Source organism: Streptomyces sp. NPDC029138 (assembly GCF_055564375.1).
The window spans coordinates 34003-55022 of the sequence record NZ_JBVHWM010000013.1; the positions used below are offsets into that span (position 1 = coordinate 34003).

Sequence of the window (21020 nt, forward strand, 5' to 3'; positions counted from 1 at the left end):
CGGGCGCGGGACCGGGTCGATCCCGGAGCGGTACGGGAGGCCGGCGCCCCGGCGCGGCGGGGTGCGCGCCGGACGGGCCTCACGGTCCGGGCTACGGGGTGCGCGCCGACGGGCCGTGCCCGCTCCGGCGCGCACCCCCGGTCATCGACCGACCGTGCACGCACTGTCGTTGAGGCTGTACGCGGCCGGTGCCGCGCTGTTGCCGGTGTGCGTGGCCTGGTAGCCGATGGTCACGCTCGCGCCGGGGGCGAGAACGGCGTTGTACGGCGTGTTGGTCGCCGTCACAGCCCCGGAACTCGGGCTGTAGGCGGCGTTCCAGCCGTTGGTGATGGTCTGGCCGGCCGGGAGGGTGAAACCGAGTTTCCAGCCGTTCACCGCGGTCGTGCCGGTGTTGGTGACGGTCACGGAGGCGGTCAGCCCGGTGCTCCAGGCGTTGACGCCGGCCGTGACCTCGCAGGCGCCGGCGGGTGGTTGCGGTGCCGTGCCGCCGCCGTCGAGGCCGAAGAAGGTGAGTGCCCGGGAGGCCATGCCGGTGCTGTAGAGGTTGTGGCCGACGCCCTGGAGGCTGATCGCCTCGACGGGAGCCTGCTCACCGGTGGCGCCGTAGCGGGTGCGGGTCCAGCCGGAGACGGGCGTGTCGGTGGCGGCCGGGGTCTGGCTCACGCCGAGCACGTTCGTCCACTGCTTGATCTCCTCCCCGAAGTCGGGGTAGCGCAGGGTGTCGTCCGCGGTGCCGTGCCACAGCTGCATCCGCGGGCGCGGACCGGTGTAGCCGGGGTAGGCGGCGCGCACCAAGGTGCCCCATTCCTGGGGGGTGTGGGTGACGGTGCCGCCGGAGCAGGCGCTGTTCCACTCGGAGCCGTCGGTGGTGGCGAAGCAGCCGAACGGGACACCGGAGAAGGCGGCGCCCGCGGCGAACACGTCGGGGTAGTCGCCGAGCAGGACGTTGGTCATCATCGCGCCGGAGGAGATGCCGGTGACGAAGATCCGGCCGGTGTCGGCCGCGTAGGTGCGGGTCGCCCAGTCGACCATGGACCGGATGCCGACCGGGTCGCTGCCGCCGTCGTGGCGGAGCGCCTGCGGGGAGGAGACGTCGAAGCACTTGCTGGCGCGGGTCACCGACGGGTACACGACGACGAACCCGTACTGGTCGGCCAGTTGGGCCCATTCGGTGCCGGAGTACATCGCGGAGGCGGAGCCGCCGCACCAGTGCACGGCCACCACGACCGCCGGGTGCGCGGTGACGTTGCCGGGCGCGTAGACGTACATCCGCAGGTTGCTGGGGTTGGTGCCGAAGCCGGTGACCTCGGTGAGGGTGGCCGTCGGGACGGCCCGCGCCCGGGCCGTGGCCGGGGGCGCGGCGAGGGCCAGCGCCGCGAGAAGCGGCAGGAGGGCACCCAAGAGGGTGACAAGTGCCTTGCGAGGGCCGGTTCTTGAGCGGTGCGGTGTGGGGGGCACGTCACCTGTCCCTTCTGATCGCGGCTCGTGCGAGGGCGCGTTGCGTGCGCGTCGTGCGAGGAACACCCGGCATCGTGGCATGGACACGCAATTCATGGAAGCGCTCCCACGCGACTTCTCACCGACCCGGAGCGCTCTGCGCGACCTGTTGACTAGAAAGCGCTTGCACTCTACGGTCCGTTCATCAGCGTGACCGACTGGCACCCCATGGAGCCTCGTCGGCCACCAACCCCCACATTTGTGTTCCGTATGGCGTACGTGGTTCACGTACACAATCCCTCCCCCCGCAGAGAAGGGACGGACCCCCATGCGCATCAGAGGAGTTACAGGCGCGGCAGGGACGGCCGGCGGCGGCAACGCCCCCGCGGTGACGCGGGCAGGTCGACATCGGCTCCAACACCGCCGCGCTGGGCGTCGGTTCGTCCTCCGGCTTCACGAACATCAGCGAGGCCGTCAAGACGGACGCCACGTCGACGGATACGCCGTCCTGCGCGGCAACGACCTCGGCGGAGCCGCCACCGAGATCTCGCAGGCCGGCGCCTTCACCACCCCGCCGTACAACTACACGGCCGAACCCGCCTCCGGCGTCGTCGCTTCGGTGACGTCGGGCGCGGGCGCAGGAAAGATCTGAGCCCACTCGGACTCCCACCCCGACCCCACTCGGAAGAAGGCATTCGGGACATGACCTCATCAGCATCCGCGCGCGGTCTGCTGGGCGGCCTGGCCACCCTCGGACTCACGCTTGGCATGATCATGACATCCGGCGCTCCGGCGGGCGCGGCCACCTGGCCGAGCGCCAACGGCAGCCAGGCGGTCTCCGCCACCATCTCCCTGTCCGGCACCAAGGACTACGGGATGAAGCGGCTGTACGGCACCGGCGACCTCGGCAGCGACAGCCAGGACGAGGACCAGGGCCCCATCCTGGAACTGGCCCCCGGCACGGTCCTCAAGAACGTCATCATCGGCTCCCCCGCCGCGGACGGCATCCACTGCCTCGGCAGCTGCACGCTCCAGAACGTGTGGTGGGAGGACGTCGGCGAGGACGCGGCCACCTTCCTCGGCTCCTCGTCGTCCAACGTCTACACCGTCAGCGGCGGCGGGGCGAAGGAGGCCGGCGACAAGGTGTTCCAGTTCAACGGCGCCGGCACGCTGAACGTCTCCGGCTTCGCGGTGCAGAACTTCGGCACGTTCGCCCGCTCCTGCGGCAACTGCAAGACGCAGTACAAGCGGACGATCAACCTCAGCGGCATCGAGGCGACCTACAAGGGCAGCAGGCTCGTCGGCATCAACACGAACTACGGCGACAGCGCGACCCTGAAGAACATCACCATCGTCGGGGACACCAGCAAGAAGATCGTTCCGTGCCAGAAGTACATCGGCAACAACACCGGCAAGGAGCCGACCACGAACGGCTCGGGCCCGGACGGCACGTACTGCAAGTACTCCAGCTCGGACATCACCTACAAGTGATCGCCGACCGAGCGCCCGGGGGTGTCACCGCCGCCCCCGGGCGCTCGCGCTGCCCGGACACCGCGACGAGCGGCGCGTGCCCACGGCGACGAGCGCCCGCCTACGCTCCGGAGAGCGCCGGCGCCACGCTCCGGACGTATGGGGGACAAGACGCCGTCCCCGTGGGCCGCTGTCCCCGCGCGCGGGGTGAACGGAACCCCGCCCGAGCCGTCGTGGCGGGCTGATCCCCACCCGGTGCCTCCGGCTGGCGGGCCGTGCGGTCAGCGTTCGCCTTCCTGTTCCGGGGTGCCCAGGGTCGTGGTCAGTTCCCGCCGGTAGTCGGCGTAGGCCGTCCGCAGGGCCTCGCCCGGCCAGTCGGGGGGCAGCAGCGCGGACGGCAGGACCGGGTCGGTGAGCAGGTGGCGGACGGCCGTCGCGTAGGTGGTGAACCGGTCGGCCGGGTGCTCGGCCCCGGACGCGTGGGCGAGCAGGGACCGCGCGGTGGCCGCCCAGTCGGCCAGCGGCCAGAGCCGGGCGGCCAGGTCGCGCGGGGGCTCGTCGGGGCGCGTGGTGTACGTCAGCGCCACCTGGCGCAGATCACCCGGCAGCGGGCGGTCGAGGTTGGCCGGGCGCAGCCACACGCCCTCGCGGAGTTCGGCCAGGCGCAGGGCGGTCAGCCGGGCGCGCAGGTCGGCGCGTTCGGCGGGGCCACGACCCGTCGCCGTGATCACCACCATCTCCCAGTCACCGTCCCACGCGCGCGTGCGCGGACGCACGGCTTCGTCCTGCCTGCGCTGCCGGGCCAGCAGCCGGTCGCTGAGCCGGTAGACGGCGTCGGTGCGCCGGAGGTCGCCGGAGGCCACCATCCGGCTCAGCGCCGCACGCAGCGTGGAGCCGCCGACCCCGAACGGCTCCACCAGCCGGACCAGGTCCTTGACCGGCAACTGCGGCGGATGCACGCCGAGGAGCAGGCTCAGCACGACCGACCGGGCGGACAGCGGTCGCAGGCCGGCCGCGTCCGGCTCCGCGGAGACGTTCATGCGCATGGCCCCGTACTGTACGTGCGTTCCCTTGTTGCATCATTGCTACAGCCGCAGGAAAGGTGCAACATGCTTGTATGGTCTCCATTCCCGAGCAGCCGCAGACGCCGTCCCAGCCGTCGTACGCCACGCACGACGTGACCAACCAGCCACCGCCGCTCGCCCCCTACGACGCCTCTGCCGACTCCGCCCTGCTGGAGGGGCTGCGCCGGGAGGGCGCGGAGTGGGCCGAGGAGGGCATCCGGCGGCTGGGGGCGCGCGCCGGCAGCGCGGAGGCGCAGGAGTGGGGCGAGCTGGCGAACCGGTACGAGCCGGTGCTGCGCACCCACGACCGCTACGGCCACCGTGTCGACGAGGTGGAGTTCCATCCCAGCTGGCACCACCTGATGCGGACGGCGGTCGCCGAGGGTCTGGCCGGCGCCCCGTGGGCCGACGACCGGCCGGGCGCGCACGTCGCCCGGACCGCGGGCGGCCTGGTGTGGGGGCACACGGAGGCGGGCCACGGCTGCCCCACGTCGATGACGTACGCCGCCGTGCCCGCCCTGCGCGCACAGCCGGATCTCGCCAAGGTGTACGAGCCGCTGCTCACCAGCCGCGAGTACGACCCTCAGCTGCGCGTTCCCACCGAGAAGCCCGGGCTGCTCGCCGGGATGGGCATGACCGAGAAGCAGGGCGGCTCCGACGTCCGCACGAACACCACCACGGCCACGCCCACCGGGGAGGCGGGCGTCTACACGCTGCGCGGGCACAAGTGGTTCACGTCGGCGCCCATGTGCGACGTCTTCCTCGTGCTCGCGCAGGCCCCGGGCGGGCTGTCGTGCTTCCTGGTGCCGCGGGTCCTGCCGGACGGCAGCCGCAACACCTTCCGCATCCAGCGGCTGAAGGACAAGCTCGGCAACCGGTCCAACGCCTCCTCGGAGCCGGAGTTCGACCGGACCGTGGCCTGGCTGGTCGGACCGGAGGGGCGGGGCGTGAAGACCATCATCGAGATGGTCAACTGCACGCGCCTGGACTGTGTGATGTCCTCGGCGACCCTGATGCGCAAGACGCTGGTCGAGGCGGCGCACCACGCCCGGCACCGCAGCGCGTTCGGCGCCCGGCTGATCGACCAGCCGCTGATGCGCAACGTCCTGGCCGATCTCGCGCTGGAGTCGGAGGCGGCGACGACGCTCACGCTGCGGCTGGCCGGCGCGGCCGACCGCGCGGTGCGCGGGGACGCCGGGGAGCGGGCCTTCCGGCGCATCGCCACCGCCGTCGGCAAGTACTGGGTCACCAAGCGGGGCCCGGCCTTCACCGCCGAGGCCCTGGAGTGCCTGGGCGGGAACGGGTACGTCGAGGACTCCGGCATGCCCCGGCACTACCGGGAGGCCCCGCTGCTGTCGATCTGGGAGGGCTCCGGGAACGTCAACGCGCTCGATGTGCTGCGCGCCCTCGGGCGCGAACCGGACACCGCCGAGGCCCTGTTCGCCGAACTCGCCCTCTCGCGCGGGGCGGACGCCCGGCTCGACACGGCCGTCGCCGCGCTCAAGGACCAAGTGGCCGGAACCGATCAGGTCGGCGCCCGCCGGCTGGTCGAGCGGATGGCGCTCGCACTCCAGGCCTCCCTGCTCGTCCGGCACGCTCCGCACCCGGTCGCGGACGCCTTCTGCGCGAGCCGGCTGGGCGGCGACTGGGGCCACGCGTTCGGCACCCTGTCCCAGGGAACCGACCTCGACACCATCCTGGAGCGCGCCCTGCCCGGCCTGAACTGACCCCTTCACGCGCGCGTGCGGGCGGCCGCGCTCCAGTGGCCGGTCACCGCCGACGGATCGCACACAGTCAGCGTGCGGTTCCGGACCGCTGTCAGTGCCGTGGTGCACACTCCCGATCAGGTGCCACTCGCCTGGGGACGGGGAGGACAACGTGTTCACGGGGATCGACGACGTCGACTGGGCCTCGCTGCGGCACGCGCACGGCAGCGCGGAGGACGTGCCCGGAAGGTTACGGGCCCTGGCGTCCCCGGACACCGCCGAGCGAGCGACCGCGCTCGACGGGCTGTACGACGCGGTGCACCACGAGGGGAGGGTGTACGAGGCGACACCGGCCTGCGTGCCGTTCCTTTTCGCGCTGGTGACCCGCGAGGAGGTGCCGGACCGGGGCTGCATCGTGGAGCTGCTGGTCAGCGTCGGTGGGGAGGGCGCGGGTGCGGAGGGCTCGGGTCCGGGGAACGCCAAGGGCACGGTTGCAGGGGGCCCTGAGGACCCGGGGGGCGCAAAGGGCGCGGGCGCCGGTGCCGGGGCTGAGGGCGCGGGCGCGAAGGACGCGGGGTCCGGCGGCACTTCAGCCGCAGCGCCGGATACGTCGGTGCGGTGGGCGCGGACGGGCGCGGAGAGCGCGGCGAACGGCGAGAAGGACCGGCTGGCGGTGTGGGAGGCGGTGTGCGCCGGTGCCGAGGCCTTCGTCGGGCTCGCCGGGGACCCTGATCCGGTGGTGCGTCGGGCGGCGGCCGGGGCGCTCGTGCGCTTCCTGGACGAGCCCGCGCGGGTCCTGGAGCTGTTGCGGCGGCGGCTGCGGGTCGAGCGCGACGACCACGTCCTGACGGGGCTCACGGAGGCACTCGGCGTGTTCGCGCACCGGTACCCCGCGCAGGCCGTCGACGCGCTGGACCTCCTGGCCGAACAGAGCGCGCCGCCCTACGCTCCGGGACCACGGCTCGCGGCGCTCGGCCAACTCGCGCTCCACGCGCCCGTCCGGCTCCCCGCCGACCTGGTGCCGACGGCGGTACAGCTGCTGCACGAGCGGTCCGCGCAGCGCCGGCCGGCCCCGGAGCGGTCCGGCACGGACACCCTGGTGCGCCGGATACGGCGGCTGCGCCCCTCGGACGAACAGGGCGCCGTCCTGCTGCGTACCCTGCACAGCGCGCTCGGAGACCGGGTGGACGACCGGATCGCCCTGCTCGCCGGGCAGTTGACCAGCCCGGACCCGGTGGACCGCTGCAACGCCGTCTGGATGTCGGCAGGCCTGTTCCGTGGCTGGCGCGGCGACTACGCCACGCCCGTCCGGCTGCTCGGCGCGCAGCTGCACACCGAGCAGGACCGGTTACGGGACGCGGCGGTCTCGGTCCTGGCGGAGCTGTACACGCTGGCCGCGCCCGCCGCGGACGACCTGTACGCGCTGGTGACCACCCGGCCCGACCTGTGGACGCACCGCTGGGAACGCGGCTCGCCCACGCTGGGCGGCCCGCTCAAGGCGCTGGCCAGGACCGGCGACCCCCGGGCTGTCCCGGCCCTGGCCCAGCTGCTGGCCGTTCCGGCGGCGCCCGTCGGGCTGGGCTGCGAGGCCGCGCACCTGGGCCGGGCCGCCGCACCGCTGGCCCCCGCGCTGAGGCTCCGTCTCGGCCGCGTTCCGCTCGCCTCCCCCACCGCCGCCCGGCTCGCCGCCCCGCTGCTGACGGCGATCAGGGCCATCGGCGACCATGAGGCCGTCCCCGAACTGCTACGACTGCTCTCGGGCGCCCCCGACGGCCTGGGAGCGCGGGACGCGGTCGCCGGCCAGGTGATCGAGACGCTGGCGGAACTGGGCGCCGCCGCGCAGACGGCACCGCTGCTACGCAGACTGCTCCACACCCGGCACGCGGCCACCGCGGCGGGCGCGCTGTGGTCGGCGGACGGGGACGTCACCGCCGTACTCCCCGTTCTGCTGCGGGAGTTGACGCGAGACGATCCGGGAGCCCGCCGCAGCGCGGCCCGGCAACTGGGCAGGCTGGGCCCGGCCGCGCGCCCCGCGCTGCCCGAACTGCGCCGGCTTGCCCGGTCCGGACCCGTGCGGGAGCGGATACCGGCGGCGTGCGCGCTGTGGCGCATCACCGGGGACCCGGACCCGGTCCGGCCCGTCTTCCGGTCCGCCTGGGCGGCGGACCCCCGCACCCGCGGCCCGATCGCCCGGTGCCTGACCACGATGGGCCGGGCCGCCGCACCGCTGCGCGACCTGATCACCACGGAACTGACCCGCCCACACCGGCACATGGCCCACGAGGGCGGGTACGGCAGCCGTGACATCCCGGACGACGAGGAACTGCTGACGAGGTGCCGGGAGGTACTGGCGAGGCTCTAGCCGGGGCGCGGCGCCGCTGGGGCTCGGCCCGCTTTCCCGCGCTTGGTTGGGAGCGGGTCGCCGACGGCGTCCGGAGCCTCGCCCGGGCGGGGCCGACGTACCCCCTGCGCCACCGGACGGCCCCGGGGTCAGACCATTCGGCCCCACTGGGGGCCCAGGCGGGCCCATTCCGTGTCCCAGGCGTCCATGCGGCGGCGTTCCAGGCGGCCCCGTACGGCCAGGCCGGCGACGAAGGGGACGGCGGCGGCGCTCGCGCCGACCAGGAGGCCTATCAGGGTGGACCGGAACGCGGCCTCGGAGGCGGTGGTGGGGCGGGAGACGAGGTGTCCCTGCGGGTCGGTCCAGACGGTCACCGGCGTACCGGACTTGCTGCCGGGCTCCACCCGGATCCGGCCGGTGTGGGCGGAGCCGTCGGCGACCGTCCAGCGGACCTCGGCCCAGACCCGCTCCCCGGCGGAGGCATGGCTGCTGTGCGCCGGGGACTTCCCCGGGGCCTGTGCGACGACCCGGGCCACGGCGGGCCGCCAGGTGGCCCGCTCCCGGGCGAGTCCGTGCTCCACCGAGCCGGCCGCCGCGAGGCCTGCCAGCACACCGGCCAGGACGGTCAGCAGACAGGCACCGAGCACCACCCAGGCCTCCACGACGTCGGCCCGGCGTTTGAGCGGGTTGCGCCGCCAGCGCCACAGCCACACCTTCGGACCACGGAACGCCTTCAAAGGCATCCTCCTCACGAGCGCACCGACCGGCCGGACCGCCCTCCCATACGCGGGAGATCGCTCCGTTGCTCACGACGAGCCGTCTCCCCGACGGTCGCACGGGACACCCCTTTCGCGCAGGCGCATCCCGGAACGGAACCGGCCGATCTTCGCCACACTCCGGCGACACAGAGGGTGACCTGCGCGAACACGGACGCGGGGGGAGAGTGTCAGTGGTGGGGTGCACACTGGCCGATATCTGACGGCTATCCGGACAACGGCGTCCCGGAGGTGATCGGCATGACCGAGGTACTGCTGACGGTGGGCACCCGCAAAGGTCTGTTCATCGCGCGGCGGAGGGGCGAGGGCCCCTGGGAGTTCGACGAGAGTCCGTATTTCAACGCGCAGGCGGTCTATTCGGTCGCGATCGATACCCGGGGCGCCCGGCCCCGGCTGCTGGCGGGGGGCGACAGCGCGCACTGGGGCCCGTCGGTGTTCCACTCCGACGACCTCGGCCGCTCCTGGACGGAACCGGCCCGGCCCGCCGTGAAGTTCCCCAAGGAGACCGGCACTTCCCTGGAGCGCGTCTGGCAGCTGCACCCGTCCGCCGCCGAGCCCGACGTGGTGTACGCCGGCACGGAACCGGCCGCGCTGTACCGCTCGGAGGACCGCGGCGAGACGTTCGAGCTGGTCCGCCCGCTGTGGGAGCACCCGTCCCGCTCGCAGTGGGTACCGGGCGCGGGCGGCGAGTGCCTGCACACGGTGCTCACCGACGCGCGCGACCCCAGCGCGGTCACGGTGGCCGTCTCCGCGGCGGGCGCGTTCCGCACGACCGACGGCGGCGCGAGCTGGTCGCCGTCCAACTCCGGTGTCTCGGCGGTGTTCCTGCCGGATCCGAACCCCGAGTTCGGCCAGTGCGTGCACAAGATCGCCCGAGACTCGGCCGACCCGGACCGGCTGTATCTACAGAACCACTGGGGGGTGTACCGCAGCGACGACGCGGGCGCCCACTGGACCGACATCGGCGAGGGCCTGCCGTCGACGTTCGGCTTCGCGGCGGCCGCGCATCCGCACCGGGGCGACACGGCGTACATCTTCCCGATCAGCGCCGACGAGGACCGGGTGCCCGCCGGGCACCGCTGCCGGGTCTTCCGCACGGCCGACGCCGGCCGCACCTGGGAGCCGCTGTCCAAGGGGCTGCCGGAGGAGGACCACTACGGCACGGTCCTGCGGGACGCCTTGTGCACGGACGACTCCGACCCCGCCGGGGTGTACTTCGGCAACCGCAACGGCGAGGTCTACGCCTCGGCCGACGACGGCGACAGCTGGCAGCTGCTGGCCGCGCATCTGCCGGACGTGCTGTGCGTACGGGCGGCGGTGATCGGCTGACCCCTCACTCGGCTGACCTCTCACTCGGCTGACCCCTCACAGAGACGGGCGGGCGGCGAGGCGCCGCCCGCTGTCGTGCTCCGGTCATCGGTTGATCACCGGCAGGTGTACGGCAGTAGGGTGACGCCCGTGGCACCACGACCCTTGCATGAAATCGTCGAACCGGGCTGGGCGAAGGCCCTGGAACCCGTCGCCGGACGGATCGCCGAGATGGGCGACTTCCTGCGCGCGGAGATCGCCGCGGGGCGCACGTACCTCCCGGCCGGACCGAACGTCCTGCGGGCCTTCCAGCAACCCTTCGACGAGGTACGGGTTCTGATCGTCGGTCAGGACCCGTATCCCACCCCGGGACACGCGGTGGGCCTGTCGTTCTCCGTGGCACCCGAGGTGCGCCCGCTGCCGCCCAGCCTGATCAACATCTTCCGCGAGCTGAACAGCGACCTGGGGCTGCCTCAGCCGTCCACCGGGGATCTCACGCCGTGGACACAGCAGGGCGTGCTGCTGCTCAACAGGGCGCTCACCACCGCGCCGCGCAGCCCGGGCGCACATCGCGGGAAGGGCTGGGAAGAGGTCACCGAGCAGGCGATCCGGGCCCTGGCGGGGCGTGGCAAGCCGCTGGTGTCCATCCTGTGGGGCCGTGACGCCCGCAATCTGCGTCCGCTGCTGGGCCGTCTTCCGGCGGTGGAGTCCGCGCACCCCTCACCGATGTCGGCCGACCGCGGCTTCTTCGGCTCGCGCCCGTTCAGCCGGGCCAACGACCTGCTGATCCAGCAGGGCGGACAGCCGGTGGACTGGCGCCTGCCCTGACCGCTCCCGGTATCTCGCCGTGGACTCCGCCGGTTCCGGTCTCCGGATCGCCGTCGGCGCCCCGGGGCGGGAACCCGGCAGGGATCGCGGCCGAGCCGGCGGCGGGACGGCTCACCCTGCCGGGTGAACCGGCGCCGCTGTGCGTGGTGCGTGCGCGGAGTGATCGGCGGCCCCGCTCGGCTTCGCGCTGCCTCGAACCAGCGGTTCCGTCCCGGTTCCTCCCCGGCATCCGGCATATGCGCTCGGCACGTGCCCTCTACACGCGTCTTCCGTGCGTAACTCATCAGACAAAACCGGACGGATACCGCTCACCTGCACCCTCCCCGAACGGCGGTGGCCAGGAAGCCAGTAACATGCGGCGCCATGAGCTCCCCCACTGGACCCGCGTCCGGCCTGCCCGTACGAATGCCGCGACCCCGCCAGCCCGGACGGCACCGCCGCCCGGAACCGCTGGTGGCTCCCGAGGGCGCGCCCGCGCTCGTCCTCGCGGTGCCCGGTGTGCCCAGCACCACCACGCGCAGCCTCGCCGAGGAGGTCGTGAGCATCGCTCGCTCCGAGCTGCCCGGCCTCGACGCCCGGATCGGGTACCTGGACGGGGACGACGCCGAGTTCCCCGCGCTCCGTTCCGTGCTGGCGCGCGCCGCCGAGGAGCGCACCGCCCGGTACGAGCAGGCCGTCGCCGCCGGTGTCGAGGGAATCAAGGAGCCCGACGGTCCGGTGGCCGTCGTCGTCCCGCTGCTGGCCGGCCCGGACAGCGCGCTACTGCGGCAGATCCGTCAGGCCGTGATGGACAGCCGGGTCGCGGCCGACCTGACCGATGTCCTCGGCCCGCACCCGCTGCTCGCCGAGGCGCTGCACGTGCGGCTGTCGGAGGCGGGTCTGGCCCGCGCCGACCGTGCCCGGCTGTTCACCGTGGCCACCGCCGCGGACGGCATCATCCTGGCTTCCGTGGGGGGCGAGGAGGCCGTCCAGGCGGCCGGGATCACCGGCATGCTGCTCGCCGCGCGCCTCGCCGTGCCGGTGATGGCGGCGGCTCTGGACCAGGAGGGTTCCATCGCCTCCGTGGCCGAGCAGCTGCGCTCCGCCGGCTCGCAGCAGCTGGCCCTGGCGCCGTACCTGATCGGCCCGGAGATCGACCCGGCGCTGCTGGCCGCGGCGGCCGAGGAGGCGGGCTGCTCCACGGCCGAGCCGCTCGGCGCGTACCCGGCGATCGGCAAGCTCGCGCTCGCCAAGTACACGACGGCGCTGGGCATCGCCCCGCAGCAGCCGCAGAGCACACCGGTCCGCTGACGCCCCGGCGTCCGGCCTGCGGACCACCCGGCACCTGTACGACACAGGGCCCGCTCCCCTCCCGGAGCGGGCCCTTTCCTGTGCAGCGCGACCTCGTGGGCGCGACCTCATGGAGCCGGCGCCGGGCGACGGCTCCGCAGGTCTGCGGCGCACGCTCAGCCGAACACCACGCAAGAGGCCGCCGGAACCCGCACGGAGCCGTCGTAGCGGGGGACGCCCGTCGTCTTGTCCACGGCGAACCAGGTCACGTCGCCGGAGCGCTCGTTCGCGGCGTAGAGGAAGCCGTCGTGCTCGGCCAGCGCGCGCGGCCAGTGGCCGCCGCAGGGCACCGTACCGGTCAGCCGGAGCCCGTCCGCCTCCACCGTGAGCACGGACAGGACGTCCTCGCCACGGGTCGCGGTCCACACGAAGCGGCCGTCGGGCGAGACGACGATCCCCGAGGGATAGGCATCGCCGGTCGGTGCGCCGGGCAGCACCGGCACCTCGGTCAGCGGCTTGAGGGAGCCGCTCGCGGCGTCCCAGCGGCACACCGTGACCGTGGGGGTCAGCTCGTTGACCACGTAGGCGTGTTCGCCGTCCGGGTGGAAGGCGAGGTGGCGCGGCCCGGAGCCGGGGCGCAGGGCGATCTCGCGGTGCACGGCGGGGCTGCCGTCCGTGAGGGTGCACACGCGCGCGGAGTCCGTCCCGAGATCGACGCTGACTGCCCACCGCCCGCTGGGGTCGGGCTGCACCTGGTGGGCGTGCGGGCCGCGCTGGCGCCGGTCGTGCGGTCCTGAGCCGGTGTGCTGGAGCCGTCCGGAGGGCGCGCCGGCGAGGGTGCCGTCCGGGCGCAGGGGGACGGCGGTGACGCTGCCGCAGCCGTAGTTGGCGGTCAGCACATGCCCTTCGTACAGGCTGAGGTGGGTGGGGCCGCTGCCGGCCACCGGCACCGGGGTGCCGACGGGTTCCGGCCGGTCACCGGTGACGCGGTAGGCGGCGACGGCGCCCTCAGCCGTCTCGCTGACCGCGTAGAGCGTGTGCCCGTCCTGCGACAGGGCCAGATAGGAGGGGTCGGGGACATCCCGCACGGCGGAAACGAGGGTGAGGGCCCCCGTGTCCGGCGCGACGTCGGCGGTCACCAGTCCGGGGCCGCCCGCCGCCGTGAACGATCCGATGAACGCCCGGCGCCTGCCCGCCCTGCCGTCCTGTGCCACCGCTGTCCCCTCTCGGTCGAGCCCGTCGAGCCGGTCCGGGGCCGACGGTAGCAGTCGATCAGCCGAGGTCTAGACCAAGGGGCCGGGGTGGCCGGGCAGTTCTTCCCGGAGTTGGCGCACTTCCTTCCGGGGTGGGGGCGCACTCAGGTCTCGTGCGCCCCCACCCCGGTCACGCGCCGACCAGCCGGGAGCCCGAGGGCGTACGCAAAGGCTCCGCCAGTTCGGCGAGGGCGCGTTCCAGGCCGTGCAGATGCGCCAGGGCCGGCTCGGCGGGCTGCTCGGCGGGGCGATGGAGGGGTTCGGCGCGGCCCGCGGTGAGCGCCTCCACGGCGGCCTCCACACGCCAGCAGGCGGCGGCGAGGCGGGCGTCGTGGGAGGCCTCGGGGTCGGCGGCGACCGCGACCAGGCCACGGACCTCGCGGGCGCAGTCGTCGAGGAGCGCCAGGACGCGGCGGGCCCGTGCCTTGCGCGCCGGCATCGGGTTCAGCGGGTGCACCAGCGGGGCCACCGAGAGCCGGACCCGGCCGAGCAACTGCTCCAGTTCGGCCACGCGCGGCGCGGGGTCGGCCGTGGCGGAGCCGGCGAGGCGGGCGGCGGCCTCGGCCGTGCAGGCGTGCACGCAGCGCAGGGCCCGCTGGATCCAGGCGTCGGTGGTGGCGTGTGTGGTGACCGGCAGCACGAACAGGACGGCGAGCGCGGCGCCGAGCGCCCCGACACCGGTCTCGGCGAGGCGCAGCGCGAGCAGTCCGGGGGTGAGGACGCCGAGGAGGCCGTAGAGGGACTCGGCGAGGAGGGTCACCCAGAGCATCATCCAGGTGTAGGAGACGGCGGCCGTGTAGAAGATGCCGAACACGGCGACCGCGACGAGGACGGCCGTCGGCAGGGGCGCGCCGTGCACGGGGACGGCGATCAGGAAGCCCAGGCAGATGCCGATCACCGTGCCGAGGACCCGGCGGAAGCCACGGACCAGCGTCTCGCCGCGCGAGGTGGTGTTCACGAAGACCCACCAGGTGGCGCCGACGGCCCAGTACCAGCGCTGTCCGGACACCAGCTGGCCCACGACGAGCGCGAACCCGGCGCCCGCGGTGGCCTGGACGGCCTGCCGGGTGGTCACCCGGGCCAGCCCGGTCCCGGCGGGCGGGGCGGGTGCGGCGGCCGGGGGCAGCCGGCGCTCGTAGCACCACAGGCCGAACCGCACGACGGCCGCGCTGAGCAGGGAGAGCAGGACGGCGGCGTACAGCTCGGGCAGCTGTCCCGGGGTGGCGTGCAGGAACTGGGCCACGAAGAACGTCATGAAGGCGAACACGCCGAGGCTGTGCCCGCGCGGCCCCCACCGGCGGGCGTAGACGCCGGCGCCGACGACGGCCAGGAAGGTGAGGTCGCGGGCGACGGGGTGGTCGTGCAGCTCGGCCGCGGCGGCGAGCACCGGTACGCCCACGACGGGCAGCAGGGCGGTGGTGACCGCCTGCCCGCGCACGGTCGCGTCGGTGACGGTGAACAGCGTGAGCAGCGCGGCGAGGCCGCCGGTGACCGCACCGGCGACGGAGTGTCCGGCGAGTCCGCAGACCACCACCGCCAGTCCGATGCCGAGGACGGCCCGCGCGGCGAAGCGCAACCGCGCCCGGCCCGGGTCCGGAGCCACGAACATCCTCTTCAGCACTGCTGCCCTCCCCTGGGTGCGTGGGTACACCGGCACAGAAAAGGCGCCGCGGGGATCCGCAGCGCCATCGACACCTCCATGAGAGCATCACTGAGGTCACTGGCTCAAGTGGGACGCGAATCGCTGAGCCATTGGCACTGCATCAGCTCGGCAGGCGCGCTCACCCGGATGCCAACGGACCAGGTCGGACGGCACACGCGACTCCAGGTCGGCTGGACCATTGGTACAGTCGTCCATCATGGCCGTGGACGAACTCGACACCCGCATCCTGCGACTGCTCCTGGAGCAGCCGCGCACCAGCGTGCGCGAGTACGCCCGCATCCTCGGCGTGGCCCGCGGCACGCTCCAGGCCCGGCTGGACCGGATGGAACGGGACGGCGTGATCACCGGCACGGGTCCCTCCCTCTCCCCCGCCGCGCTCGGGCATCCGGTGCTGGCGTTCGTGCACATCGAGGTCACCCAGGGGCACCTGGACGACGTGGGGGACGCGCTGGCCGCCGTACCGGAGATCGTGGAGGCCTTCTCGATCACCGGTGGCGGAGACCTGCTCGCGCGCGTGGTGGGCCGGGACAACGCCCACCTGGAGGACGTGATCCAGAAGCTGATCAGCCTTCCGGGCGTGGTGCGCACCCGCACCGAGGTGGCGCTGCGCGAGCGCGTCCCGCACCGGCTGCTGCCCCTGGTGGAGTCGGTGGGCCGGGCGGCCCGCGCCTGACGCTTGGCATCCTGGACGCCATGAGCGATCTCGGCAGCCTCTCGGTCATCTTCGATCTCGACGGAACGCTGGTGGACAGCGAGCCGAACTACTTCGAGGCGAGCCGGCGGACCCTGGCCGAGCACGGCGTCCCGGACTTCACCTGGGCGGACCACGAGAGCTATGTCGGCATCAGCACCCGGGAGACGGTGACGATCTGGCGGGAGCGCTACGGCCTGCGCGCCTCGGCGGCGGAGCTGCTGGCCGCGACCAACCGCCGCTATCTGGAGCTGGCCCGCACCGGCACGCGCGCGTACCCGGAGATGCGCGCGTTCGTGGAGCTGCTGGCCGCCGAGAACATCCCGATGGCGGTGGCGTCGGGCTCCTCTCCTGAGGCCATCGAGGCGATCCTGGCGGGCACCGGCCTGGCGGCCTTCCTGCCCACGGTGGTCTCGGCCGACGAGGTCCCCCACGGCAAGCCCGCCCCCGACGTCTTCCTGGAGGCGGCCCGCCGGCTCGGCGCGGACCCGGCCGACTGCGTGGTGCTGGAGGACGCGGCCCCGGGGGCGGCCGCCGCCCATGCGGCCGGCATGCGCTGCGTGGCCGTCCCGTACGTCCCCGCCCAGGCCGACGCCCCCGAGTTCGGCACCGCGACCCTGCTCCTGCGGGGCGGCCAGGCGGAGTTCACGGCGCGGTCGGCCTACGCGTGGCTGCGGGACGCGCGCCGCTGAACAACTCCCTTACCGGTCAGTACCGTTGACGCTCCTCCGCCCCTTCTCTATCTTCTGGGCGACTTATCGAACGCTGTTCGACATGCCGAACCCATGGAAACGAGGAGCACATGGTCCCGCCCCTGTCGCGACGCACCCTCCTCCGAGCGACCGCACTCACCGCCGCCGCCACCGGCCTGAGCGTCTCCGCCACCGGCGGTGCCGCCGCGGCCGAGCCGGCCGGCACGCTCCGGCCGTTCGCCCTGGGCGACGTCACCCTCGACCCGGGCCTGTTCGCCGACAAGCGCGCCCTGATGCTCGACCACGCCCGTGGCTACGACGTGAACCGGCTGCTCCAGGTCTTCCGGGCGGGCGCGGGGCTGGACACCGGCGGAGCCGTGGCACCCGGCGGGTGGGAGGGGCTGGACGGGGAGGCCAACGGGAACCTGCGCGGGCACTACACCGGGCACTTCCTCACCATGCTCGCGCAGGCCTGCGCGAGCACCGGCGAGAAGGTGTTCGGCGACAGGATCCGGACCATGATCGGCGCGCTGTCCGAGGTGCGGGAGGCGCTGCGCCGGGACCCGGTCGTGCTGCCGGCGGACGGCCCCTTCGGACCGGCCGTCGAGCAGGTGCGCGGCTCCTACCAGTACGTCGACCTGCCCGGCGAGGTGCTCGGCGGCGCCCCGGCCGTCACGCTGTCGGTCTGGGTGAAGCCCGGGCACGACGCGAACTGGGCGCGGGTGCTGGACTTCGGCGACGACACCACGCGGTACCTCTACCTCGCCGTACGCAATGCCGCCGGGATGCCGAGGTTCGCCGTCACCGCCTCCGGCGCGGGCGGCGAGCAGGGGCTGAACGGGACGGCTCCGCTGCCGCTGGGCCGGTGGAGCCACCTGGCCGTGACGCTCGGCGCCGGCACCGGCACCCTCTACGTCGACGGCATCCCCGTGGCCCGCAACACCGCCATGACGCTCACCCCAGCCGCCCTGGGCGGCCTCGCCGACCACTGGCTGGGCCGCTCGCACTACGCCGCCGACCCGGTGTTCGCGGGCGGCCTGGCGGAGTTCCAGATCTGGTCGCGGGTACTGAGCCCCACGGAGATCGCGGAACTCCAGGGCGCCCGCGCGGCCGACACCTCCGCCGGGCCCGGCGATCTGGTGTCGTACCGGCTCGACGAGACGTCCGGCTCCCGCTTCGCCGACTCCTCCGGACGCGGCCTGGCAGCCACCCTGCGGCGCACCTGGGGCGGCCCCAGCCATCCCGGGTTCCTCGCGGCCTACCCGGAGACGCAGTTCGTCCAGCTGGAGTCGATGACCGGCAGCGACTACACCAGGGTCTGGGCGCCGTACTACACCGCGCACAAGATCCTGCGCGGGCTGCTGGACGCCCACCTCGCCACCGGCGACGCGCGGGCGCTGGACCTCGCCTCGGGCATGGGCGACTGGATGTACGCGCGGCTGTCCCGGCTGCCCGCGGCGACCTTGCAGCGCATGTGGGGGATCTTCTCCAGCGGCGAGTACGGCGGGATCGTCGAGGCGATCTGCGATCTGCACGACCGCAGCGGCAAGCCGGAGCACCTCGCGCTGGCCCGGCTGTTCGACCTGGACCGGCTGATCAACGCGTGCGCCGCCGGCACCGACGTCCTCGACGGACTGCACGCCAACCAGCACATCCCGATCTTCACGGGCCTGGTCCGGCTGTACGACGCGACCGGCGAGCGGCGCTACCTGACCGCCGCGAGGAACTTCTGGCGGATGGTCGTACCGCACCGCATGTACGGGATCGGCGGCACCAGCACCGGTGAGTTCTGGAAGGCGCGGGACGTCATCGCCGGGACGATCACCGCGACGACCGCCGAGACCTGCTGCGCGTACAACATGCTGAAGCTGAGCCGGGCGCTGTTCCTGCACGAGCCGGACGCGGCCTACATGGACTACTACGAGCGTGCCCTGTACAACCAGGTGCTCGGCAGCAAGCAGGACAGGCCGGACGCGGAGAAGCCGCTCGTCACCTACTTCATCGGGCTGACGCCCGGGCACGTCCGGGACTACACGCCCAAGCAGGGCACGACCTGCTGCGAGGGCACCGGCATGGAGAGCGCCACCAAGTACCAGGACTCGGTGTACTTCGCCGCACCCGACGGCAGCGCGCTGTACGTGAACCTGTACAGCCCCGCCACCCTCACCTGGGCCCAGCACGGTGTCACGGTCACCCAGCGCACGCGCTTCCCCGAGGAGCAGGGCAGCACGCTCACCATCGGCGGGGGCCGCGCCTCCTTCGCCCTGCGGCTGCGGGTGCCCGCGTGGGCGACCGCGGGGTTCCGGGTGACGGTCAACGGGCGCGCGGTGGAGGGCACCCCGGTGCCGGGCAGTTACTTCACCGTCTCCCGGACCTGGCGGGCCGGGGACACGGTCCGGCTGAGCATGCCGTTCCGGCTGCGGACCGAGCGGACCCCGGACGACCCGTCGTTGCAGGCCCTGTTCTACGGCCCGGTCAACCTGGTCGGCCGCAGCGCCGCCACCACGTACCTGGAGGTCGGCCTGTACGGCAACGCGGCGCTCTCCGGCGATCTCCTGCCGTCCCTGACCCCGGTCCCCGGCTCCCCGCTCCACTTCAGCCTGCGCGGCACCGAGTTCGCCCCCTTCCTGGAAGGGACCGAGGACCCGACCCACGCCTACGTCCGCCGCTCCGAGCCCCGGGTGGTGTTCGGCGGTCTCGACTCCGGCGTCGCCAACCCCGTCCGCCCCGACGGGACCACCCTGCTCGACGCGGTGTGGGCGGGGGCGCCCTTTCGGAGCAAGGGCGCGCTTGTCGTACACGTGGAGAGGACCGTGGACGCCTGGGTGGCCGACGGGCGACTGGGGCGTGCGGACGGCGAGGCCGTGGTGCGTACGGCGCGAAGGGCGTCGTACGTCTCCTGAGCTGCCTCGGACGGTGAGGGGACCGGAGGCGCGGAAGGCGCCGTTCCGGGGCTGCGCACGGTCGTTCCCGGCGTGCGCACGCGACCATGACTGCATAGCGTGACCCCATGAGCACAGAACAGGCCCGGACCGCCCCCGACGAGCGGCGGTGGAAGGCGCTCGGGGTCTGTCTGGCAGCGGGCTTCATCTCGCTCCTCGACACCTCGATCGTGAATGTGGCGCTGCCCTCGCTGGAGCGCGGACTCGGGGCCTCGGAGGCGACCCAGGCATGGGTGGTCTCCGGGTACGCCCTCACCTTCGGCCTGGCGCTGGTGCCGGCCGGCCGGCTCGGCGACATGCGTGGCCGACGCCAGGCCTTCCTCTTCGGGCTCGCCCTGTTCACGGTGGCCTCGGCGGCCTGCGGGTTCGCGCCCAGCACCGGCTGGCTGGTGCTGTTCCGGCTGATCCAGGGCACGGCGGCGGGCATCGTCGCGCCGCAGACCTCGGGGCTGATCCAGCAGATGTTCCAGGGCTCCGAACGAGCCAAGGCCTTCGGCGTGCTCGGCACCGTCATCGGCGTGTCCACGGCGGCGGGCCCCCTGGCGGGCGGCCTGCTGATCGATGCCGCCGGCACCGACGACGGCTGGCGCTGGGTGTTCTTCGTCAATCTGCCGATCGGCGTGGCCGCCTTCGCCGCGGGGCTCCGGCTGCTGCCGCGTTTCCCGGCGACCGGGAAGCACGAGGTGTTCGACCTGTTCGGCGTACTGCTCCTCGGCTCGGGCGTACTCGCGCTCATGCTGCCCCTGGTGCAGGAGCAGCAGTGGACCGGCCGGGAGAAGTGGGCGCTGATGCCGCTGGCCGTGTTGCTGCTGGGCGCCTTCTGGGCGTGGGAGAGACGGCAGGGGCGGCTCGGCCGGGCCCCGCTGGTCGACCTGGCGCTGTTCTCCCTGCGCTCCTTCACGCTCGGCGCCCTGATCAGCCTCAGCTACTTCGCGGGCTTCACCACCGTCTTCTTCCTCTACGCCCTGTACCTCCAGAACGGCGTGGGATACAGCGCGCTGGCGTCCGGGCTCACGGTCCTGCCCTTCGCGGCGGCCTCGGCCGTCGGGGCCGCCATCGGCGGCCGGCTGGTGGTGCGCTTCGGCCGCAAGCTGGTCGTCATGGGCCTGGCCGGGGTGGCCTTGGGCGTGCTCGGGGTGGTGGCGGCGGTGGAGCTGGTGCCCGGACGGAACGTGGGATGGGCGTCGGCGCTGCCCCTGCTCATCGGCGGCATCGGGTCCGGCCTGACCGTCTCCCCGAACACCACCCTCACCCTCACCCGCGTCCCCGTGCACCGAGCGGGCGCGGCCGGTGGCGTCCTCCAGACGGGCCAGCGCGTCGGCTCCGCGGCCGGGATCGCCGTGGTGGGCGCGGTGTACTTCGCCCACCTCGCCAATCACGGCCGCGCCGACACGGCACTCCAGCTCGGGCTGCTCGCCGTCGTGGGGATCATCGTGGTCGCACTCGTGCTGGCGGTCGCCGATCTACGGGAACGTCACGTGCGTCCCGAACCGGAGAAGGCCGTGGAGCCGGTCGGGCGGGGGTGGGAAGAGGGGGGCGCCGTGGAGGGGGTGCGGCCTCGTTCGTGAGGGGGGCGGGTG

General features: G+C 73.6%; 15 protein-coding genes and 1 pseudogene. 11 read left to right on the forward strand and 5 right to left on the reverse strand.

What is annotated here, in order from left to right:
• Window positions 1-141: 141 nt before the first annotated feature.
• Window positions 142-1401: an extracellular catalytic domain type 1 short-chain-length polyhydroxyalkanoate depolymerase gene (locus tag ACZ4WH_RS14165; RefSeq protein WP_468180059.1), complete on the reverse strand. Its 1260-nt coding sequence runs from the start codon at window positions 1399-1401 to the stop codon at window positions 142-144.
• Window positions 1402-1927: 526 nt separating this feature from the next.
• Between ACZ4WH_RS14165 and ACZ4WH_RS14170 the strand changes: the two are divergent.
• Window positions 1928-2089: pseudogene (locus ACZ4WH_RS14170) on the forward strand (pectate lyase family protein); the annotation flags it as partial.
• Between the two features lie 50 nt (window positions 2090-2139).
• Entirely contained in the window at window positions 2140-2928 is a 789-nt protein-coding gene (locus ACZ4WH_RS14175; RefSeq protein WP_468180062.1) for a pectate lyase, read from the forward strand.
• Window positions 2929-3188: 260 nt separating this feature from the next.
• Here ACZ4WH_RS14175 and ACZ4WH_RS14180 read toward each other — a convergent pair whose 3' ends face one another.
• Entirely contained in the window at window positions 3189-3953 is a 765-nt protein-coding gene (locus ACZ4WH_RS14180; RefSeq protein ID WP_468180064.1) for a PaaX family transcriptional regulator C-terminal domain-containing protein, read from the reverse strand.
• Window positions 3954-4024: 71 nt separating this feature from the next.
• Here ACZ4WH_RS14180 and ACZ4WH_RS14185 point away from each other — a divergent pair, with 71 nt between their 5' ends.
• Both ACZ4WH_RS14185 and ACZ4WH_RS14190 read left to right on the forward strand, forming a co-directional pair.
• On the forward strand, window positions 4025-5698 hold the full coding sequence (locus tag ACZ4WH_RS14185; RefSeq protein WP_468180066.1) for an acyl-CoA dehydrogenase family protein: 1674 nt from the start codon (window positions 4025-4027) through the stop codon (window positions 5696-5698).
• A gap of 151 nt (window positions 5699-5849) precedes the next feature.
• Window positions 5850-8039, forward strand: a complete 2190-nt coding sequence (locus tag ACZ4WH_RS14190) for a HEAT repeat domain-containing protein (protein ID WP_468180068.1) — start codon at window positions 5850-5852, stop codon at window positions 8037-8039.
• Window positions 8040-8167: 128 nt separating this feature from the next.
• On the opposite strand, the gene ACZ4WH_RS14195 is transcribed toward ACZ4WH_RS14190, so the two are convergent.
• Window positions 8168-8755: an Rv1733c family protein gene (locus ACZ4WH_RS14195; protein WP_468180070.1), complete on the reverse strand. Its 588-nt coding sequence runs from the start codon at window positions 8753-8755 to the stop codon at window positions 8168-8170.
• Between the two features lie 279 nt (window positions 8756-9034).
• On the opposite strand from ACZ4WH_RS14195, the gene ACZ4WH_RS14200 reads away from it, so the two are divergent.
• From ACZ4WH_RS14200 to ACZ4WH_RS14210, 3 genes are all read left to right on the forward strand, one after another.
• Window positions 9035-10123 carry a WD40/YVTN/BNR-like repeat-containing protein gene (locus tag ACZ4WH_RS14200; RefSeq protein WP_468180072.1) on the forward strand — a complete coding sequence of 363 codons (1089 nt, stop codon included), beginning with the start codon at window positions 9035-9037 and terminating at the stop codon, window positions 10121-10123.
• 129 nt (window positions 10124-10252) lie between these two features.
• Window positions 10253-10930 (forward strand): uracil-DNA glycosylase, encoded by a 678-nt coding sequence (locus tag ACZ4WH_RS14205; protein WP_468180074.1) that lies wholly within the window; start codon window positions 10253-10255, stop codon window positions 10928-10930.
• 363 nt (window positions 10931-11293) lie between these two features.
• Window positions 11294-12220 (forward strand): sirohydrochlorin chelatase, encoded by a 927-nt coding sequence (locus ACZ4WH_RS14210; protein WP_468180076.1) that lies wholly within the window; start codon window positions 11294-11296, stop codon window positions 12218-12220.
• 155 nt (window positions 12221-12375) lie between these two features.
• Here ACZ4WH_RS14210 and ACZ4WH_RS14215 read toward each other — a convergent pair whose 3' ends face one another.
• On the reverse strand, window positions 12376-13413 hold the full coding sequence (locus ACZ4WH_RS14215; protein WP_468180078.1) for a lactonase family protein: 1038 nt from the start codon (window positions 13411-13413) through the stop codon (window positions 12376-12378).
• 169 nt (window positions 13414-13582) lie between these two features.
• A complete protein-coding gene (locus tag ACZ4WH_RS14220; protein WP_468180080.1) occupies window positions 13583-15073 on the reverse strand; it encodes an FUSC family protein in 1491 nt (496 codons plus the stop codon).
• A 238-nt stretch (window positions 15074-15311) separates the two neighbouring features.
• Here ACZ4WH_RS14220 and ACZ4WH_RS14225 point away from each other — a divergent pair, with 238 nt between their 5' ends.
• The 4 genes from ACZ4WH_RS14225 (at window position 15312) to ACZ4WH_RS14240 (ending at window position 21008) form a co-directional block, all read left to right on the forward strand.
• Complete coding sequence (locus ACZ4WH_RS14225) at window positions 15312-15788, forward strand: Lrp/AsnC family transcriptional regulator (protein ID WP_388326265.1); 477 nt, start codon at window positions 15312-15314, stop codon at window positions 15786-15788.
• 20 nt (window positions 15789-15808) lie between these two features.
• Window positions 15809-16498, forward strand: a complete 690-nt coding sequence (locus tag ACZ4WH_RS14230) for an HAD family hydrolase (RefSeq protein ID WP_468180082.1) — start codon at window positions 15809-15811, stop codon at window positions 16496-16498.
• 110 nt (window positions 16499-16608) lie between these two features.
• Window positions 16609-19401 (forward strand): beta-L-arabinofuranosidase domain-containing protein, encoded by a 2793-nt coding sequence (locus ACZ4WH_RS14235; RefSeq protein WP_468180084.1) that lies wholly within the window; start codon window positions 16609-16611, stop codon window positions 19399-19401.
• 107 nt (window positions 19402-19508) lie between these two features.
• Window positions 19509-21008, forward strand: a complete 1500-nt coding sequence (locus ACZ4WH_RS14240; RefSeq protein ID WP_468180086.1) for an MFS transporter — start codon at window positions 19509-19511, stop codon at window positions 21006-21008.
• Window positions 21009-21020 lie beyond the last annotated feature (12 nt).